The 17,121-nt window shown below is 41.1% G+C and carries 17 protein-coding genes and 2 pseudogenes; 11 read left to right on the top strand and 8 right to left on the bottom strand.

From position 1 onward, the window contains the following. The 9 genes and pseudogenes from PSF28_RS12075 to nadS all read left to right on the top strand — a co-directional run. Positions 1 to 256 (top strand): annotated as a pseudogene (locus PSF28_RS12075) (electron transport complex subunit RsxC); the annotation flags it as partial. An 11-nt stretch (positions 257 to 267) separates the two neighbouring features. After that, complete coding sequence (gene rsxD, locus PSF28_RS12070) at positions 268 to 1,353, top strand: electron transport complex subunit RsxD (RefSeq protein ID WP_210837309.1); 1,086 nt, start codon at positions 268 to 270, stop codon at positions 1,351 to 1,353. Positions 1,354 to 1,363: 10 nt separating this feature from the next. Next, complete coding sequence (gene rsxG / locus PSF28_RS12065; protein ID WP_210837308.1) at positions 1,364 to 1,993, top strand: electron transport complex subunit RsxG; 630 nt, start codon at positions 1,364 to 1,366, stop codon at positions 1,991 to 1,993. Next, a complete protein-coding gene (locus PSF28_RS12060) occupies positions 1,993 to 2,709 on the top strand; it encodes an electron transport complex subunit E (protein WP_004910994.1) in 717 nt (238 codons plus the stop codon). The genes rsxG and PSF28_RS12060 overlap by 1 nt, the downstream gene beginning before the upstream one ends. Before the next feature lie 19 nt (positions 2,710 to 2,728). After that, positions 2,729 to 3,370: an endonuclease III gene (nth, locus tag PSF28_RS12055; protein ID WP_210837307.1), complete on the top strand. Its 642-nt coding sequence runs from the start codon at positions 2,729 to 2,731 to the stop codon at positions 3,368 to 3,370. A 138-nt stretch (positions 3,371 to 3,508) separates the two neighbouring features. Then, positions 3,509 to 5,452, top strand: coding sequence for an exoribonuclease II (locus tag PSF28_RS12050; RefSeq protein ID WP_210837306.1), 1,944 nt, complete (start codon positions 3,509 to 3,511; stop codon positions 5,450 to 5,452). Positions 5,453 to 5,653: 201 nt separating this feature from the next. Then, positions 5,654 to 5,872: an osmotically-inducible lipoprotein OsmB gene (gene osmB / locus PSF28_RS12045; RefSeq protein WP_004911006.1), complete on the top strand. Its 219-nt coding sequence runs from the start codon at positions 5,654 to 5,656 to the stop codon at positions 5,870 to 5,872. Between the two features lie 161 nt (positions 5,873 to 6,033). Next, positions 6,034 to 6,353: pseudogene (locus PSF28_RS12040) on the top strand (type II toxin-antitoxin system RelE/ParE family toxin). Between the two features lies 1 nt (position 6,354). Next, positions 6,355 to 6,639, top strand: coding sequence for a NadS family protein (gene nadS, locus PSF28_RS12035; RefSeq protein ID WP_210838650.1), 285 nt, complete (start codon positions 6,355 to 6,357; stop codon positions 6,637 to 6,639). A gap of 72 nt (positions 6,640 to 6,711) precedes the next feature. Here the strand turns inward: nadS and yciH are convergent, their stop codons facing one another. The 5 genes from yciH to PSF28_RS12010 form a co-directional block, all read right to left on the bottom strand. Continuing rightward, the gene (gene yciH / locus PSF28_RS12030; RefSeq protein WP_210838652.1) at positions 6,712 to 7,038 is read right to left on the bottom strand and encodes a stress response translation initiation inhibitor YciH; all 327 of its coding nucleotides are present in this window, start codon (positions 7,036 to 7,038) and stop codon (positions 6,712 to 6,714) included. Further along, positions 7,035 to 7,760, bottom strand: a complete 726-nt coding sequence (gene pyrF, locus PSF28_RS12025) for an orotidine-5'-phosphate decarboxylase (protein ID WP_210838654.1) — start codon at positions 7,758 to 7,760, stop codon at positions 7,035 to 7,037. Before pyrF ends, yciH begins: the two co-directional genes overlap by 4 nt. Before the next feature lie 44 nt (positions 7,761 to 7,804). Then, positions 7,805 to 8,977 (bottom strand): lipopolysaccharide assembly protein LapB, encoded by a 1,173-nt coding sequence (gene lapB / locus PSF28_RS12020; RefSeq protein ID WP_210838656.1) that lies wholly within the window; start codon positions 8,975 to 8,977, stop codon positions 7,805 to 7,807. A gap of 6 nt (positions 8,978 to 8,983) precedes the next feature. Continuing rightward, positions 8,984 to 9,301: a LapA family protein gene (locus PSF28_RS12015; protein ID WP_004911022.1), complete on the bottom strand. Its 318-nt coding sequence runs from the start codon at positions 9,299 to 9,301 to the stop codon at positions 8,984 to 8,986. 145 nt (positions 9,302 to 9,446) lie between these two features. Continuing rightward, on the bottom strand, positions 9,447 to 10,169 hold the full coding sequence (locus tag PSF28_RS12010; RefSeq protein ID WP_210838658.1) for a phosphatase PAP2 family protein: 723 nt from the start codon (positions 10,167 to 10,169) through the stop codon (positions 9,447 to 9,449). Between the two features lie 213 nt (positions 10,170 to 10,382). On the opposite strand from PSF28_RS12010, the gene ribA reads away from it, so the two are divergent. After that, positions 10,383 to 10,979 carry a GTP cyclohydrolase II gene (gene ribA / locus PSF28_RS12005; RefSeq protein ID WP_004911029.1) on the top strand — a complete coding sequence of 199 codons (597 nt, stop codon included), beginning with the start codon at positions 10,383 to 10,385 and terminating at the stop codon, positions 10,977 to 10,979. Positions 10,980 to 11,169: 190 nt separating this feature from the next. After that, complete coding sequence (gene hemB / locus PSF28_RS12000; RefSeq protein ID WP_210838660.1) at positions 11,170 to 12,147, top strand: porphobilinogen synthase; 978 nt, start codon at positions 11,170 to 11,172, stop codon at positions 12,145 to 12,147. 110 nt (positions 12,148 to 12,257) lie between these two features. Here the strand turns inward: hemB and PSF28_RS11995 are convergent, their stop codons facing one another. From PSF28_RS11995 to cysB, 3 genes are all read right to left on the bottom strand, one after another. Next, entirely contained in the window at positions 12,258 to 12,701 is a 444-nt protein-coding gene (locus tag PSF28_RS11995; protein WP_272685104.1) for a hypothetical protein, read from the bottom strand. A 297-nt stretch (positions 12,702 to 12,998) separates the two neighbouring features. Then, positions 12,999 to 15,671 (bottom strand): aconitate hydratase AcnA, encoded by a 2,673-nt coding sequence (gene acnA / locus PSF28_RS11990; protein WP_210838664.1) that lies wholly within the window; start codon positions 15,669 to 15,671, stop codon positions 12,999 to 13,001. Between the two features lie 269 nt (positions 15,672 to 15,940). After that, on the bottom strand, positions 15,941 to 16,915 hold the full coding sequence (gene cysB, locus PSF28_RS11985) for an HTH-type transcriptional regulator CysB (RefSeq protein WP_004911040.1): 975 nt from the start codon (positions 16,913 to 16,915) through the stop codon (positions 15,941 to 15,943). Positions 16,916 to 17,121 lie beyond the last annotated feature (206 nt).

The following is a 17,121-nucleotide window of genomic DNA, read 5'->3' as shown; positions in this document are numbered from 1 at the left end:
TACTTCGCCAGTCGCTGATGCGGTAGCAGATACCGAAGTTGACCCACGTAAAGCGGCTGTCGCTGCGGCTATTGCAAGAGCGAAAGCCAAAAAAGCCGCGCAAGCAGAACAACTCGCACAAGAAGAGCTCACTCCTGCTGCCGAACAACCCATTGACGAGGAAACCGACCCTCGAAAAATTGCCGTTGCCGCTGCGATCGCGCGAGTAAAAGCTAAGCAAGCACAAAAACAACATGAACAAACGACTACAGAGTAAGTGATAACGAGATGAAATTCAGGCCAATTGATGCGAAAAATCGCCGTTTAAAAATTGCTAGCGCGCCATTTACTCATAATAAACAAAGCACCAGTTTAGTCATGCTTTGGGTACTTTTAGCTGCAATACCCGGTATTGCGGCTCAAATTTATTTCTTTGGCGTTGGCACCTTATATCAAATTATTTTAGCGATGCTAACAGCCGTTATCACAGAAGCGGTTTCTATTCGTTTACGCCAACAACCTGTAGTCCCTGTACTAAAAGATAATTCAGCCATTGTAACTGCTTTATTATTAGCCATCAGCCTGCCACCGCTCTCACCTTGGTGGTTAATCGTATTAGGGACATTTTTTGCTATTACGATTGCTAAACAATGTTACGGTGGATTGGGCCAAAACCCTTTTAACCCCGCAATGGTGGGTTATGTTGTTTTGCTGATATCATTCCCTGTTCATATGACAAACTGGCTACCCCCGCATGAATTACAAATTATGTCGGTTTCAGCCCTTGATAGCCTGTCAATTATTCTTAGTGGCCATACTCCAACAGGTATTACTCTCGAGCAGCTACGAACGGGAATTGATGGTATGAGCCAAGCAACCCCGCTTGATAGCTTTAAAACGGGCCTACTGACTCATTCTATTTCTGAAGTATTACAACAACCTATTTTACAAGGTTCTTTAGCTGGGATTGGTTGGCAATGGGTAAATATTGGCTATTTAATTGGTGGGTTGTTCTTATTACAGCGCCGTATTATTAGCTGGCATATCCCTGTGTCGTTCTTAGGTACATTGGCAATCTTGGCTATTGTTAGCCACTTAATTAATGATAGCCAGCATGCATCACCATGGGTTCATCTATTGTCTGGCGCCACAATGCTAGGGGCATTTTTTATTGCTACTGACCCTGTAACTGCATCGACAACACCTAAAGGACGAATTATTTTTGGTGTGATCATTGGTTTCCTTGTTTGGGTGATTCGTGTATACGGTGGTTACCCTGACGCTGTCGCATTTGCCGTGTTACTCGCCAATATTACCGTTCCATTAATTGATTACTATACGCAGCCTCGTGCGTACGGCCATGGACATAAGTAAGGATAACCGTATGTTAAACACGATGAGACGCCATGGTGTAACGTTAGCAATCTTTGCGGCAGGCACGACCGCGCTTAGTGCTGCAGTGTACACGTTAACTAAAGAGACTATTGCTGAACAAGCCGCTATTGTTCAGAAAAAACTACTCGACCAAGTTATACCAAGTGATTTATATGACAACGACCTCGCAAAAGAGTGTTATTTAGTCACTAATGAAGCCATACTTGGTAACAAACAACCTAGGCGCTTGTATCTAGCCCGTAAAAATGGTGAACCCGTTGCTGCAGCATTAGAAACAACGGCATTAGACGGCTACTCTGGCGCGATACATTTATTAGTTGGAGCCGATTTTAACGGCACTGTACTGGGAGCTCGTGTTACAGAACATCATGAAACACCCGGGCTTGGTGACAAGATTGAGACACGAATATCTGATTGGATTACTTATTTTAGCGGTAAGAAAATAGCCTCTGACAATGACCCTAAATGGGCAGTTAAAAAAGACGGTGGTGAATTTGATCAGTTTACTGGAGCAACAATTACGCCCAGAGCAGTCGTCAATGCGACTAAACGTACTGCTGTATTTATGCAACAAATTCCACAACAATTATCGAATTATCCACGCTGTGGGGATGAATAATGAGCGATACATCTAAAGACTTATTAATGCAAGGTTTGTGGAAAAACAACTCTGCATTGGTTCAACTATTAGGGCTTTGTCCGCTTCTTGCTGTTTCATCAACAGCAACAAACGCATTAGGGCTAGGCTTAGCGACAACATTAGTCTTAGTTTGTACTAATGTTGCTGTTTCTGCTTTACGTCGTTGGGTACCATCTGAAATTCGTATCCCTATCTATGTGATGATTATTGCCTCTGTTGTTAGTGCCGTACAAATGCTAATCAACGCATATGCTTTTGGTTTATATGAATCTCTTGGGATCTTTATTCCGTTAATCGTCACCAACTGTATTGTTATTGGACGAGCAGAAGCCTATGCATCTCGTAATCCTGTTGGGTTATCTGCTCTAGATGGGTTTGCCATGGGCTTAGGCGCAACGGCGACCTTGCTTGTTCTAGGGTCAATTCGTGAAATTTTAGGGAATGGTACCTTGTTTGATGGAGCTGACTTGCTACTTGGTTCTTGGGCCACCTCCCTTCGTATTGAAGTATTACATCTTGATTCGCCATTTTTACTCGCTATGCTACCGCCTGGTGCCTTCATTGGGCTCGCGTTACTATTAGCAGCGAAGTACTTAATTGATGAAAAAATGAAAAAAAGAGCCGCACGACAATCCAGTATTCAACCCGAGCGTGAATATGAAAAACAGCAAGGTTGCGGTAGCCATATTTCTTAACAACGATATTTTGTGAGCAATGAATAAATCAAAACGCATTGAAATTCTAACTCGTCTACGGGATAACAACCCGCACCCTACAACGGAGTTAGAATTTAATTCCCCTTTTGAGCTATTAATCGCCGTTTTATTGTCAGCTCAAGCGACTGATGTGAGTGTCAATAAAGCGACAGCAAAGCTCTATCCTGTTGCTAATACACCTGAAGCTATTATGGCACTGGGTGTGGATGGGATAAAAGAGTACATTAAAACCATTGGCTTATTTAATACCAAAGCTGAAAGTGTCTATAAAACCTGCAAAATTTTAATCGAAAAACACAACAGTCAGGTTCCTGAAAACCGAGAGGCTTTAGAAGCCTTACCCGGTGTTGGCCGTAAAACTGCAAATGTGGTTCTTAATACCGCCTTTGGCTGGCCGACTATCGCTGTTGACACGCATATTTTTCGTGTCTGCAATCGTACTAACTTTGCTCCGGGTAAAAATGTTATTGAAGTAGAAGAAAAACTTCTTAAAGTTGTCCCCGCAGAGTTTAAAGTAGATTGCCACCATTGGTTTATTTTGCATGGACGTTATACTTGTATTGCCCGCAAACCCCGCTGTGGCTCATGTATTATCGAAGATTTATGCGAATTTAAAGATAAAATATACCCAGAAGATTGATCAAAATGCTATTTTTATACATTACCAATAAACGGTATTTTTAATGATGAATCTAGTCAGTAACGCATTTTTTCCTTGCTCTAAGACTTTGTCTTACGTAACAATAGAGCCAAACCCAATATCAATAAAACGGTAAGTATGTTCCAAGACAACCCACTGCTCGCACAACTTAAACAAAAACTACATGCCCAGACTCCACGTGTCGAAGGGCTGGTAAAAAGCACAGAAAAAGGTTTTGGCTTCCTCGAAGTTGATGGCCAAAAAAGCTATTTCATTCCACCGCCTCAAATGAAAAAAGTCATGCATGGCGATCGGGTTATTGCTGCAGTTCGTACAGATAAAGACCGTGAATTTGCAGAGCCAGAAGAACTGGTAGAACCTTTTTTAGATAGGTTTGTTGGGAAAATACAAAAAAAAGACAATGATAACCGCTTATTTGTCATTCCCGATCACCCATTACTGAAAGATATGATTTCTTGCCGTCCTGTTAATGGCATCAATCACGAATTCAAACAAGATGATTGGGTTGTTGCACAAATGCGTCGCCACCCATTAAAGGGCGATAAAACCTTTTATGCTGAAATAACTGAATTTATCACCGATGGTGATGACCATTTTGCCCCTTGGTGGGTAACGTTACGCCGTCACCAATTAGACCGTGATGAACCTAAAATGGTTGATAGTGAACGTGACGATCAAGGAATAGAACGCGTTGATTTAACTCACTTGCATTTTACGACGATAGACAATGCTAGTACTGAAGACATTGATGACGCGCTCTATGTTGAAAGAACCGATAATGGCGACTTAAAGCTGTATATCGCTATCGCTGACCCAACAAGTTATATACCCGAAGGCAGCGAACTGGATAAACTGGCATTAGCCCGTGGCTATACCAACTATTTGCCTGGTTTCAATATTCCAATGTTACCGCGCAAATTATCTGACGACCTGTGCTCTTTACGCCCAAATGAACGCCGCCCTGCTTTAGTTTGCATTGCGCTAATCAAAGAAGATGGTCGTATTGACGATAACATTGAGTTTTTCAGTGCTTGGGTTGAATCAAAATCTAAATTAGTTTATGACGAAGTCTCTGATTGGCTTGAAAATACAGGCAGTTGGCAGCCAGCAAATGATACTGATAAACAGCAAATTTTACTGCTTAAAGAAATGTCAGATAGACGTTTACAATGGCGTGAAAACAATGCCCTCGTCTTCAAAGACCGCCCCGATTACCGCTTTGTATTAGATGACAAAGGCAATGTGGTTGACATCGTAACTGAACGTCGCCGTAGCTCTAATCGCATTGTTGAAGAAGCTATGATCACGTCTAACCTCTGCGCTGCTGCGGTGCTAAAAGAAAAATTAGGGTTTGGGGTGTTTAATGTGCATATGGGGTTTGAACCTCTGCAAATTGACCAAGTCGTGCAAACACTAAAAGATAACGGCATTGAAACAACGGCTGAATCGTTGTTATCACTAGAAGGTTTCCGTCAACTACGCCGTCAATTAGATTCACAGCCGACTCAATTCCTTGATAGCCGAATTCGTCGTTACCAAACTTTTGCGGAAGTCAAAGCTGAGCCCGGTCCACATTTTGGTTTAGGGTTTGATGCTTATGCGACTTGGACTTCACCAATTCGTAAATATACCGATATCGTCAATCATCGCTTAATAAAGTCTATTATTGCCGGCAAACCTTCTACGGATAAACCCTCCGAAGAATTATCAATCAAATTAGCTGAACGTCGTCGTGCAAATCGTATGGCTGAACGTGATGTTGGTGATTGGCTCTATTCGCGTTACTTAAAGCCTTTTGAGGGTACAGATACTAAATTCCCAGCTGAAATTATCGATATTACCCGTGGTGGAGTGCGAGTTCGCTTAGTCGACAATGGTGCCGTTGCATTTGTCCCTGCCCCCTTTATTCATAGCGTTCGTGATGAGATTCAATGTAGCCAAGAAACAGGCAATGTGCTTGTTAAAGGTGAAATAGCTTACCAACTTAACGATATTATTAATGTCACCATTAATGAAGTTCGTATGGAAACGCGTAATATCGTTGCTAGACCAGCCGAATAACAACTTTTCTGCTATTCTTAAAAGACCATAGTTTGATATCTATGGTCTTTTATTTTTCTATAAATTGTTTTTTAACATCATATTCGCATTAAACGTTAAACAGCGAGCACTTTTCCAGATCTTTTCCTGATTATTCTTATTCGTATAATTACCTATCATGATATTTTGTTAACTGTTAAATCTGTACTAAGGATCACTAAAATGAACACAGTAAGCAAACGTATTTTATCATTCATGGTGATAGCCACAGTCGCTATCAGTGTCAGTGCCTGTTCAAATATGTCTAAACGCGATAAAAACACAGCGATTGGTGCTGGTGTCGGTGCTGTTGGCGGTGCCGTATTGACAGGCGGAAGCTCTGTAGGAACCGTTGGCGGTGCTGCTATTGGCGGAATTATCGGTCACCAAGTCGGCAAATAAATCTCATTACATCCTTTATTTTCTCTCCTTAATCTAAAATAGCGTTCATCATGAGCGCTATTTTATTTTTCATATCCGATAATCTATTAAACTATTGGCGGAAAAAGTGTACAAGGTACACTTGTAATTAATACAAAGGGAGGGAACTCTGTGAGTCACCAATTGAATTTATTGAAGCAAGTTTTTTACTAAACAAATCCAATCGATAGCAACACAAGAAGAACTTAGAACACTACAAAATGAACTTATCGCATGCCCAGATAAAGGCGATATTATTCAAGGAACAGGTGGCCTTCGCAAAATTAGGATGGCAACGGGTAATAAAGGAAAAAGTGCAAGTGTACGGGTTATTTACTTCCTAGCCACACCAGAAATCATTTATTTTATAATGACTTACCCAAAGAATGTCAAAGATACGCTAAATGACTTAGAAAAAGCAGAATTAAAGAAACTAACGAAATTACTAAAAAATGAGTTATAAAATGAGTATATTCAACGAATTAAAAGCCTCTTTAGAAGAAGCTGTTGACACTAAACACGGTCACCAAAAAGCCGCTAATGTCACTCGTTACGAAATTACTGACGTCAAAGCAATTCGAGAACAACTTAATGTTTCCCAAAGCGAATTAGCTCATGCGCTAGGAACGAGTATCGACACCATTAAAAGTTGGGAGCTTAAACGACGTAACCCAACAGGATTAGCGGCTAAAATACTCATCGCCATTAAGCGTAATCCTGCTTTATTTGCCGAGTTAGCAGCAATTTAACCACTTCTTCGTTATAAAATGAGTGGCTCTCTCAGTCGCCACTCATGAAAAATAGCAAAATTGTCGAGTCAATCAGCCACCAGCTAACTTGACTTGAAAACCTTTCGCCTCAAGGTACTGTTTGATAACATCGCGTTTATCGCCTTGAATTTCAACATTACCGTCTTTGACAGCCCCGCCACAGCCACATTTCTTTTTAAGGTCAGCCGCTAGTTTTGCTAATTCGCTATCTTCAAGGTCAAGACCTGTAACAACACAAACCCCTTTCCCTTTACGTCCTGATGTCTCACGGCGAATTCGCACAATACCATCGCCTTTAGGCCTTTCAACTTTGGGTTTCTCGTCAGCAATACGTCCTGTCTCTGTACTGTAAACAAGACGACTATTTGAATCACTCATAGCAAACCTTCAATAGATTGATTGATTTGTTGTAATGTGACAGTTGGGTTTTCACTACGTGTAATCGGACGCCCAATCACCATATAATCGACACCTGCTTTCACTGCATCTTGTGGTGTCATAATGCGACGTTGGTCCCCGACATCACTTCCTGTAGGGCGAATACCTGGGGTAACCAATTTGAAATCAGCACCACATAACTGTTTTAAACGTTGAGCTTCATGAGCAGAGCAAACTACACCGTCCAACCCACATTGCTTCGTTAATAAGGCCAAACGCTCTGCATGAGCTGCTGGTGAAGCGTTAATTCCAACACCCATGAGGTCAGATTCATCCATACTCGTTAATACTGTTACCGCAGTGAGTAATGGCGCTTCTTTGCCATAAGGCTCAAGAGATTGGCGAGCAGCATCCATCATGCGAGCCCCACCACCAGCATGAACATTAACCATCCATACCCCCATTTCAGCTGCAGCCGCAACCGCACGAGCGACAGTATTTGGAATATCATGAAATTTCAAATCTAAGAAAATATCAAAACCACGTTCATGGAGTGACTTAACAAATTGAGGACCATTAAAAGTAAACATTTCTTTGCCAACTTTTAAGCGACAATCACGTGGGTCAATGCGATCCACAAAAGCCAAAGCTTCATTAGCATCTTCATAATCAAGTGCCACAATAATTGGTGAATGTGTGTGGTTCTCAGTTGAGGAAATCATTTCTTAGCCTTTAAAGAGTCGTTATTATTTAAAAAGTGACGCTGTCACTGACCATCTAGCCCGCGAATAGGTTTAATGGTGTCCCAAGAGCGACAAGATGGACAATGCCAATATAATGCACGCGATGTAAACCCACATTTATGACAGCGGTAATCGGGTTTTGTACGAATTTGTTCCCCTACCATTTTACGCAGCAAAATCAAACTTTCTTTTGCCCTTCCATCTTCCGCTTCTTCAAGATGGTAATCCATTAAACGATAAAATAAACGCATGGTAGGATGACGTTGAATTTGGTCGTTAATGTAATTCGCAGCCGCTTCATGATTTTGTTTTTCGACAATAATATCGGCTAAATAAAGTTCTGCGATAGCCCCTGAATTACCTGCAACACACTGACGAAGGTAATCTTCCCACTCATCTGCTTGGCCAGTATGTTGGTAGCAATCAAACAGTAAAGGTAATGTTTCAGCGACGAGTTCTCTATCTTGTTGATAGACTTGTTTTAAGACATAAATCGCTTTGTCGTAATTACCTTGTTCGATAAACAACCGACCTTTCATAATTGAAACACGAGCGCAGTGGTTGTCGGCTTGCTCTGCTTTATTTAATAATGTCAGTGCATCTTCAAGATCATCGCTAGCGAGTTGTTGGGTCGCTAATTCACAATAAAAATGCGCAATTTGCTCACGTAACTCGGGGTGCCCTAATTTAACCAGTTTTCCTGCTATTTCAATGGCTTTTGTCCAGTCACTGGTGAGTTGATAAATATTTAAGAGGGATTGTAAGGCACTTTGTTTGAAATCGACTTCATCCGTCAATTGCTGAAACATGTTTTCTGCACGGTCATAAACCCCCGCAGCCATGTAATCTCGGCCAAGTTGTTGGGTAGCTAATAAGCGTTGTTCAAATGATAATGCGGCACTTTCCACCAGCGATTGGTGAATACGAATAGCACGTTCAACTTCCCCGCGAGAGCGAAATAAATTTCCCAGCGTGAGATGAGCCTCAAAAGCGGAGCTGTCTTCATTTTTCAGCATGTCGAGGAATAGGTCGACAGCTTTATCTTGTTGATTAGATAATAGGAAGTTAACGCCTGTTACATAATCACGTGACAAGCGATTCGCATGTTGTTGCTTATCTTGTTGAGCACTTCTGCGCCCCATGTACCAACCGTAAGCAGCAGCAACCGGTAGCAGCAGAAACAGCAACTCGAACATACAGGATTATTCCTTGTTCTGAGTCGTCACTAATGAGGTTGAGTCGGAAATATTACTTTCTCCAGCACCTAATTGTGATTCTAAACGTCTAATTTTACGACGTGCATTTTTCAGGCTAACGATGACTCGTAAATAAAACACGGCACAGACTAGCCAACCTAGCACAAAACCGACACCAAAAAGTGATGCAAGAAGGGTCGATAATGAAAAATCCCCTTTTGCAATCAGGTAGTTAAATGTAATAACCTGATCATTGCTTGAACCTAGCGTAATCGAAACAATAAAAAAAGCGACCGCTAGTAATAAAATCAGAAAATATTTCACATTTATTCCCGTTATCAGTTCTATTCATCCAATAATATCTACCTGTTAAGGTAGCATTTCCAGCGCATTCAGACAAAGCAATTTATTTTATACAATGAGAGATTTAAGTTAGATCTCCCTTAATAATGGTTAACTTGATGAAAGATTAATCGGCTTTACTGAATAGTCCCCATACCCGTAAAATATAATAACCAAATAGGGTAAAACAAGCACTGATGATCACTGAGGTTATTATATCTATAGGCCAATGCATTCCCAACAACATCCGACTAAACGCAATACCCTCTGCCCAAATAGCAAGCCCAATCGATAAAACATATAAACGTTGTTGCCAAAAAAGCACAATTAAAAACAATGCCCAGCCTGCCGCAAATAACATATGGCCCGAAGGAAAAGAATACCCCGTTTCTGCTTGCCAATGTTTACGCTGCCACTTAGCTATATTTTCATCTTGTTTAACCGTATTTTTAATTAATTTCGCTCGTTCACTGCGTTTTAACTCATAAAACTCTGATGAAGGAATTTGATATTGAGTTGCCAACCATTCCACATAAGGACGCGGTTCTTTAAATGTGCTTTTTAATGCGCTCTTCAAACCTTGTTGTAGTAATACCACGCTGACCAGAACAAACAAAATTTTCAATCGCTGTTTCTTTTCTGAACGGAAAATGAATACAACGGCTCCAAGAAATAACAAAGACGTTAAAATACTATAAGGCGCTCCCGCAGTGTCTGTCAGCCAAAGAAGCCATTTCATTGAGTTAAACTGGGTTTCTGGTGACCAATGCCACCCTGTAACTATCATCACTATGGGTGGGATGATTAATAACAATGCAAAAGCACAAACGACCAAAACAGTTTTTTTCATTCAATGTGTTCCAAATAAAGTTCTATTAAATATACAAATATTCCATTCACCTATTATTAACTCTGTTATAGTAATACAGCGTTGGTCGTGTGCAAAGAATACCAACCTCTATATGCTAAACGTCATATAGCGTCGATGTATTATAGTTAAGCTACTTTATATCGATAAACGTTATTAATTAAGCAAGAGTTACTTTAACTAATGAAAGAAAATATGCAGCTAAAACGCGTTGCCGAAGCAAAACTCCCAACACCTTTCGGTGAGTTTTTAATGGTGGGTTTTGAAGAAATCGCAACCGGTCGTGATCATGTAGCGTTAATTTTTGGCGATATCTCAGGAGATACACCGGTTCTTAGCCGGATCCACTCCGAATGTTTAACAGGAGATGCGTTATTTAGTCTACGTTGCGATTGTGGTTTTCAATTAGAAGCCGCGCTCTCTCAGATTAGTAAAGAAGGCCGAGGGGTATTACTTTATCATCGCCAAGAAGGCCGAAACATAGGCTTGCTGAATAAAATCCGTGCTTATGCATTGCAAGATCAAGGCCTTGATACGGTTGAAGCCAACATCAAACTCGGATTCAAAGCCGATGAACGTGATTTTACCTTATGCTCTGATATGTATAAATTATTGGGAATTAATGAAGTCCGCTTATTGACAAATAACCCGAAAAAAATAGACATCATGCGTGAAGCTGGAATTAACGTGGTAGAGCGTGTTCCACTGATTGTCGGCCGTAACCCAAGTAACGAACATTACCTTGACGTTAAAGCAGAAAAAATGGGACACATGCTATTTAAGCATCAGTGATCTCACCAAAGGAAGAGCGTTCTGCTCTTCCCTTTCTTTTTCCCAGTCTGATTATCATCATTCAAAGTGTGCCATTTACCCGCTGCTATATTCACTTTCTTTCTATAAGGTTTATACTGTTAGCCATCTGATTACCCTGACGAATAAACTGAGCTCTTGAGGTTTATTCCGCATACTACCAGGAGATACTGTGAACAACCTGCATTCAATTCAACGCATGAGAAGATTGCGTAAGACCGAAAAACTCCGCACTTTATTCCAAGAAACCCATCTTTCCGTTAATGACCTTTGCTTGCCAATTTTTGTTGAAGAAGAACTCGACGACTATATGCCAATCAATAGCATGCCGGGTGTTATGCGTATTCCTGAAAAACGCCTTGCCTATGAAATTGAGCGTATCGCAAATGCAGGAATAAAATCAGTGATGACCTTTGGGGTTTCCCATCATCTTGATGATAATGGTAGTGATGCATGGCAAGAAAATGGTTTAGTGGCACGCATGTCACGTATCTGCAAAGAAACCGTTCCTGAAATGATAGTGATGTCTGACACCTGTTTCTGTGAATACACCTCTCATGGTCACTGTGGCGTTATGCACGGTCATGTCGTTGACAACGATGCAACTATCCATAACCTAGGTTTACAAGCGGTTGCCGCCGCAGGTGCAGGCGCTGATTTCATTGCCCCTTCTGCCGCAATGGATGGCCAGGTTGCTGCAATCCGTCATGCTCTTGATGAAGCTGGCTTTACAGACACTGCAATTATGTCTTACTCCACAAAATTTGCATCCGCACTGTATGGCCCATTCCGAGATGCAGCGGGTTCATGCCTTAAAGGCGATAGAAAAACCTATCAGATGAACCCAATGAACCGCCGTGAAGCACTCCATGAATCACTAATTGATGAACGCGAAGGTGCTGACGCGCTAATGATAAAACCTGCCGGAGCGTATTTAGATATTATTCGTGATTTACGCGAACACACTCAATTACCTATCGGTGCTTATCAAGTCAGTGGAGAATACGCACAAATTAAATTTGCAGCTCAAGCGGGTGCAATTGATGAAACGCGTGTGGCTCTTGAAACACTAGGGTCAATTAAACGCGCAGGCGCTGATCTTATTTTCACTTATTTCGCTTTACAGTTAGCCGAAGCCAACGCGTTATAATCTCATTCCGTTAAAGAAAACCGCATTACTGTACATAAACACAGTAGTGCGGTTTTTTGTCATTTCTGTTGAATAATAGTACTTAAAGCGCCTATTTTATAGCCATTTGGCTATTTTGCTCTTTGCAATTCAAGTTGTTGGGTTAATGTTTTCACATAATGCTGTGCTTGCTCTGCCGTTGCTAAACCGGCAATTAATAAATCTTGTTTACCCGCAGATGTTGTTGCAACCACTCCCCAGTAATCAACTTCAACCGTAATACTCTCAGGGTTTTGATCGGGCATAGGCAAAATATCAAAATAGTCTTGTAATGGTGCAATGGTAATGGTGGTGTAATCTGCATTTAAGCCGAGTGGAAATTCTTTGTCTGCATATAAACGCAAATCATGGACTTCCGTTTCAGGTGTTCTCATCACAATAGAATATAAGTTAGGTATGTGCTCCAAAATGTCACGAACCTCTTCGTTCGCACCATCAAAATGGGATGTGGTTAATAAGATATCTGCTGCCCACAATGCCCCTTTATAGAAATCGGTTTCATTGATATCTGCCATACTCATTTCCTTTATAGTGTTTTCGATAAGCTCAGTCACATGGTGACCTGTGCTAAAGCCATTACATTCAATTAATTTGCACAAAGAAACTTATTTATGGCGAACTTCACCCTATTTTCATTTAGCCTAGTAGCGACTATTTTCTCCTTTAATCTACCGTCTATTTAACACCATAACGTAGATTGCCATCAAAAATATTGAGAAAAAACAAAATTGATAAATAAGATTAAATATTAAAAAATAAAAACGCCCGTAGGATAACAATCTTACAGGCGTTTCAGTAACACAATTGAATGATTAATGCAGCATCTGTCTTATAACATAATGTAAAATACCACCATGACGGTAATAATCCATCTCCGTTGCAGTATCAATACGACAACGGGTTATGATTTCCTTTATATCACCATTGCCATACGTAATTTTCACTTTGATATCCTGCCCAGGGGTAATTGACTGTAGCCCGGTGACATCAATGCGTTCATCACCTTTTAAACCGAGTGTTTTACGGGATACCCCATCTTTAAACTCTAAAGGTATAACCCCCATACCAATCAAATTGGAACGGTGAATACGCTCATATGACTCAGTAATGACGACTCTCACACCTAATAAATTCGTGCCTTTGGCGGCCCAATCTCGGCTAGAACCTGAACCATATTCTTTACCTGCAATGATGGCCAATGGACGATTTTCTTGTTGATACAGCATCGCTGCATCATAAATCGCCATTTGTTTGCCTGTCGGTATATGTAAGGTATAACCACCCTCTACACCTGGCACCATTTCATTACGAATACGAATATTTGCAAATGTCCCTCGCATCATCACTTCATGGTTACCACGACGCGAACCATAAGAGTTGAAATCTGCGACAGCAACACCGTGTTCTTGCAGATACCGCCCTGCTGGACTCTCTTTTTTGATATTTCCCGCTGGAGAAATATGGTCAGTAGTAACAGAGTCACCGAGGATCGCCAAAATATTTGCGCCATGAATATCTTTAACAGGGTCTGGTTGAGATTGCATTCCTTCAAAGAAAGGTGGATGGCGGATATAGGTCGAGTCTACTTGCCAGTGATAGGTTGAAGAACTTTCAACTTTTAATGCTCTCCAAGCGTCATCACCTTCAAAGACCGCGTTATATTCCTTACGGAACATATCTGTTTTAACTTGCTGTACAGCTTGCGCAATTTCAGCACTTGATGGCCAAATATCTTTCAAATAGACATCATTACCTGATTTATCAACCCCGATAGGATCGGTTTTCAAGTTGATATTCATATTACCCGCCAGTGCATAGGCAACAACAAGCGGCGGAGAGGCTAACCAGTTAGTTTTCACCAGTGGGTGAATTCGCCCTTCAAAGTTACGGTTACCTGACAGCACGGCACCAACGGTAAGATCCGTTTGTTTAATCGCTTCTTCTATTGGTTCTGGTAATGGCCCTGAGTTACCAATACAGGTTGTGCATCCATACCCGACAAGGTTAAACCCAAGCTTATCTAAATACGGTGTTAAACCCGCAACGGCAAGATAATCAGTAACCACTTTAGAACCCGGTGCTAATGATGATTTAACCCACGGTTGGCGAACTAACCCTTTTTCAACGGCTTTTTTCGCTAATAGCCCCGCCGCCATTAATACACTTGGGTTCGACGTGTTTGTACAAGAGGTAATTGCCGCAATAACGACCGCGCCATCGGTTAATTCAAAGGTTTTATTTTGATATTTAACAGAAGGATAGCTCGATTGGATCTTTTTATTGACTTCTAACTCTACTGCGCCACGAAATGCTTTTGGTACTTGGCTAAGTTCAACTCTGTCTTGTGGACGTTTAGGCCCGGCTAAACTGGATTCAACTGTCGACATGTCTAGCTCAAGTGTACTGGTAAAAATCGGTTCATCGCCCGCATAACGCCATAAACCCTGCTCTTTACTATAAGCTTCCACCAGCGCAATTTCATCATCACTGCGCCCAGTTAAACGCATATAAGACAGTGTTACTTCATCAACAGGGAAAAAGCCACACGTTGCACCATATTCAGGGGACATATTCGCAATTGTTGCTCGGTCTGCTAATGGTAAATCGGCCAAGCCGTCACCATAGAACTCAACAAACTTACCCACTACACCATGTTGACGTAGCATTTGTGTCACTGTCAACACAAGGTCAGTTGCCGTGATCCCTTCAGATAATTTACCCGTTAATTTAAAACCAACAACGTCAGGGATTAGCATTGATACCGGTTGGCCTAACATCGCAGCTTCCGCTTCAATACCACCAACCCCCCAACCTAATACGCCTAACCCATTGATCATTGTCGTATGAGAGTCAGTACCCACTAAAGTATCTGGATAAGCATATAATTTACCGTCAATTTCTTCATACCATACCGCCTTACCAAGGTATTCTAAATTGACTTGATGGCAGATACCCGTACCAGGCGGTACCACTTGAAAACGGTTAAATGCTTTTTGCCCCCAACGTAGAAATAAATAACGTTCATGGTTACGCGCCATTTCAATTTCAACGTTATCCCCAAAGGCAGATTGGCTGGCAAACTCATCCACCATCACCGAGTGGTCAATGACTAAATCTACAGGTGATAACGGATTCACTTGCTCAACATTGCCCCCCAATGATTTAACCGCTTCACGCATCGCGGCCAGGTCAACAACAGCAGGAACTCCAGTAAAATCTTGCATAAGCACACGCGCGGGACGATACGCAATTTCCCTATCTGCATGTGCATTTTTTTGCCAGTCAATAATGGCTTGTAAATCTTGTTCAACAACTGAGCTTCCATCAATATGGCGTAATAGGTTTTCAAGTAAGACTTTTAATGATTTAGGTAACTTCGTCCCCTCACCGAGCTTTTTTTCAGCTAGCGCTAAACTGAAGTAATTATACTGCTTGTTTCCAACATTGAGTGTCGAGGCACTCGTTGTTTTTAGACTCAACGACATAACTCCTCCTTGGTTTTTATGGCTATGGCAATATGTGTATTTACCGCCATTATTTTTTGTTAACCAATTGTAATCATAGTTGCTCTAGAAATTTGATTTATAGATTTTGTGCCAAATATTGAATGTTTCTTTATTAATAATAGGAAATTTAAGATAAGAAGGGAAATAAGTCAGAAAATAGCTTGGTACACCGGCGAAGTATTGATAATAAAAACCCTAGAAATACAGTCACTAGGGTTTTTATTGGGTAGTACAGAAATATAAAGAAATTAAATGATAGGCAATTTCATATCTTTAAAAAATTCTTCAATTTCTTCATTATTACGAATAGCTACCGCTTTATCGACTACATCACGAGTTAGATGCGGTGCGAAGCGCCACATAAAATCGTACATATAGCTACGTAAGAAACTGGTGCGCTTAAAACCAATCTTAGTTGTGCTATAGCTGAACTTATCACGCATATCAATTACAACTAAATCGCTATCACTCACTGGGTCAACTGCCATACTCGCGATGATACCGATCCCTAACCCTAATCTGACGTAGGTTTTGATCACGTCTGCATCGGTTGCGGTAAAAATAATTTTGGGCTCAAGGCCAATCTTCTGAAATGCCACATCTAATTCTGAACGACCAGTAAACCCATGGGTATAAGTTACAATTTGATATTCCGCGATATCTTCAATAGTGACATTTTTTTTCGTCGCGAGCGGATGGTCTTTCTGCACAACGACACAGCGGTTCCAATGGTAGCATGGCAACATAATCAAATCGTTATACAGGTGTAGTGCTTCTGTTGCTATCGCAAAGTCACTATTACCTTTGCAAACTTCTTCAGCTATTTGTGTTGGTGACCCTTGCTGCATATGCAATGAAACATGTGGGTAGCGCTCAATAAAGCCTTTGATTGTTGGAGGTAAAGCATAACGAGCTTGTGTATGTGTCGTCGCAATACTCAAGCTTCCCCTATCTGGATAGGTGTGCTCCCCAGCAACCGAACGAATTGCTTCTATTTTTGATAGCACTTCTCGGGAGATCCGCACGACCTCTTCCCCTGCGGGGGTAACATGCGTTAAGTGTTTACCACTACGCGCAAAAATCTGGATCCCAAGCTCATCTTCAAGCATCCGCACTTGTTTACTGATTCCGGGCTGTGACGTAAAAAGCCCCTCAGCGGTTGAGGAGACATTCAAGTCATGATTAACCACTTCAACAATATAACGTAATTGCTGCAATTTCATATTTCAGTCTACCTCATACATGAATAAAGTGCTTTTGGTATAGCTAAAGAATATTAAATATAACCAAAAGTTATAATGGGATTACTTGATATAACCAATATAACATCATTCACAGAAGAATAAACAGTATGATGATAAAATTTCATCAAAATGCCACTACACTGATGAAAGGCCGTAAGATAGTGCAAAGACGGATTAACTTTATT

It is taken from the genome of Providencia sp. PROV130 (assembly GCF_028482225.1).
In the GTDB taxonomy this organism is placed as follows: domain Bacteria; phylum Pseudomonadota; class Gammaproteobacteria; order Enterobacterales; family Enterobacteriaceae; genus Providencia; species Providencia rettgeri.
Note: the sequence above shows the minus strand (reverse complement) of the source record. Positions and strands in the feature narration are given on the sequence as shown.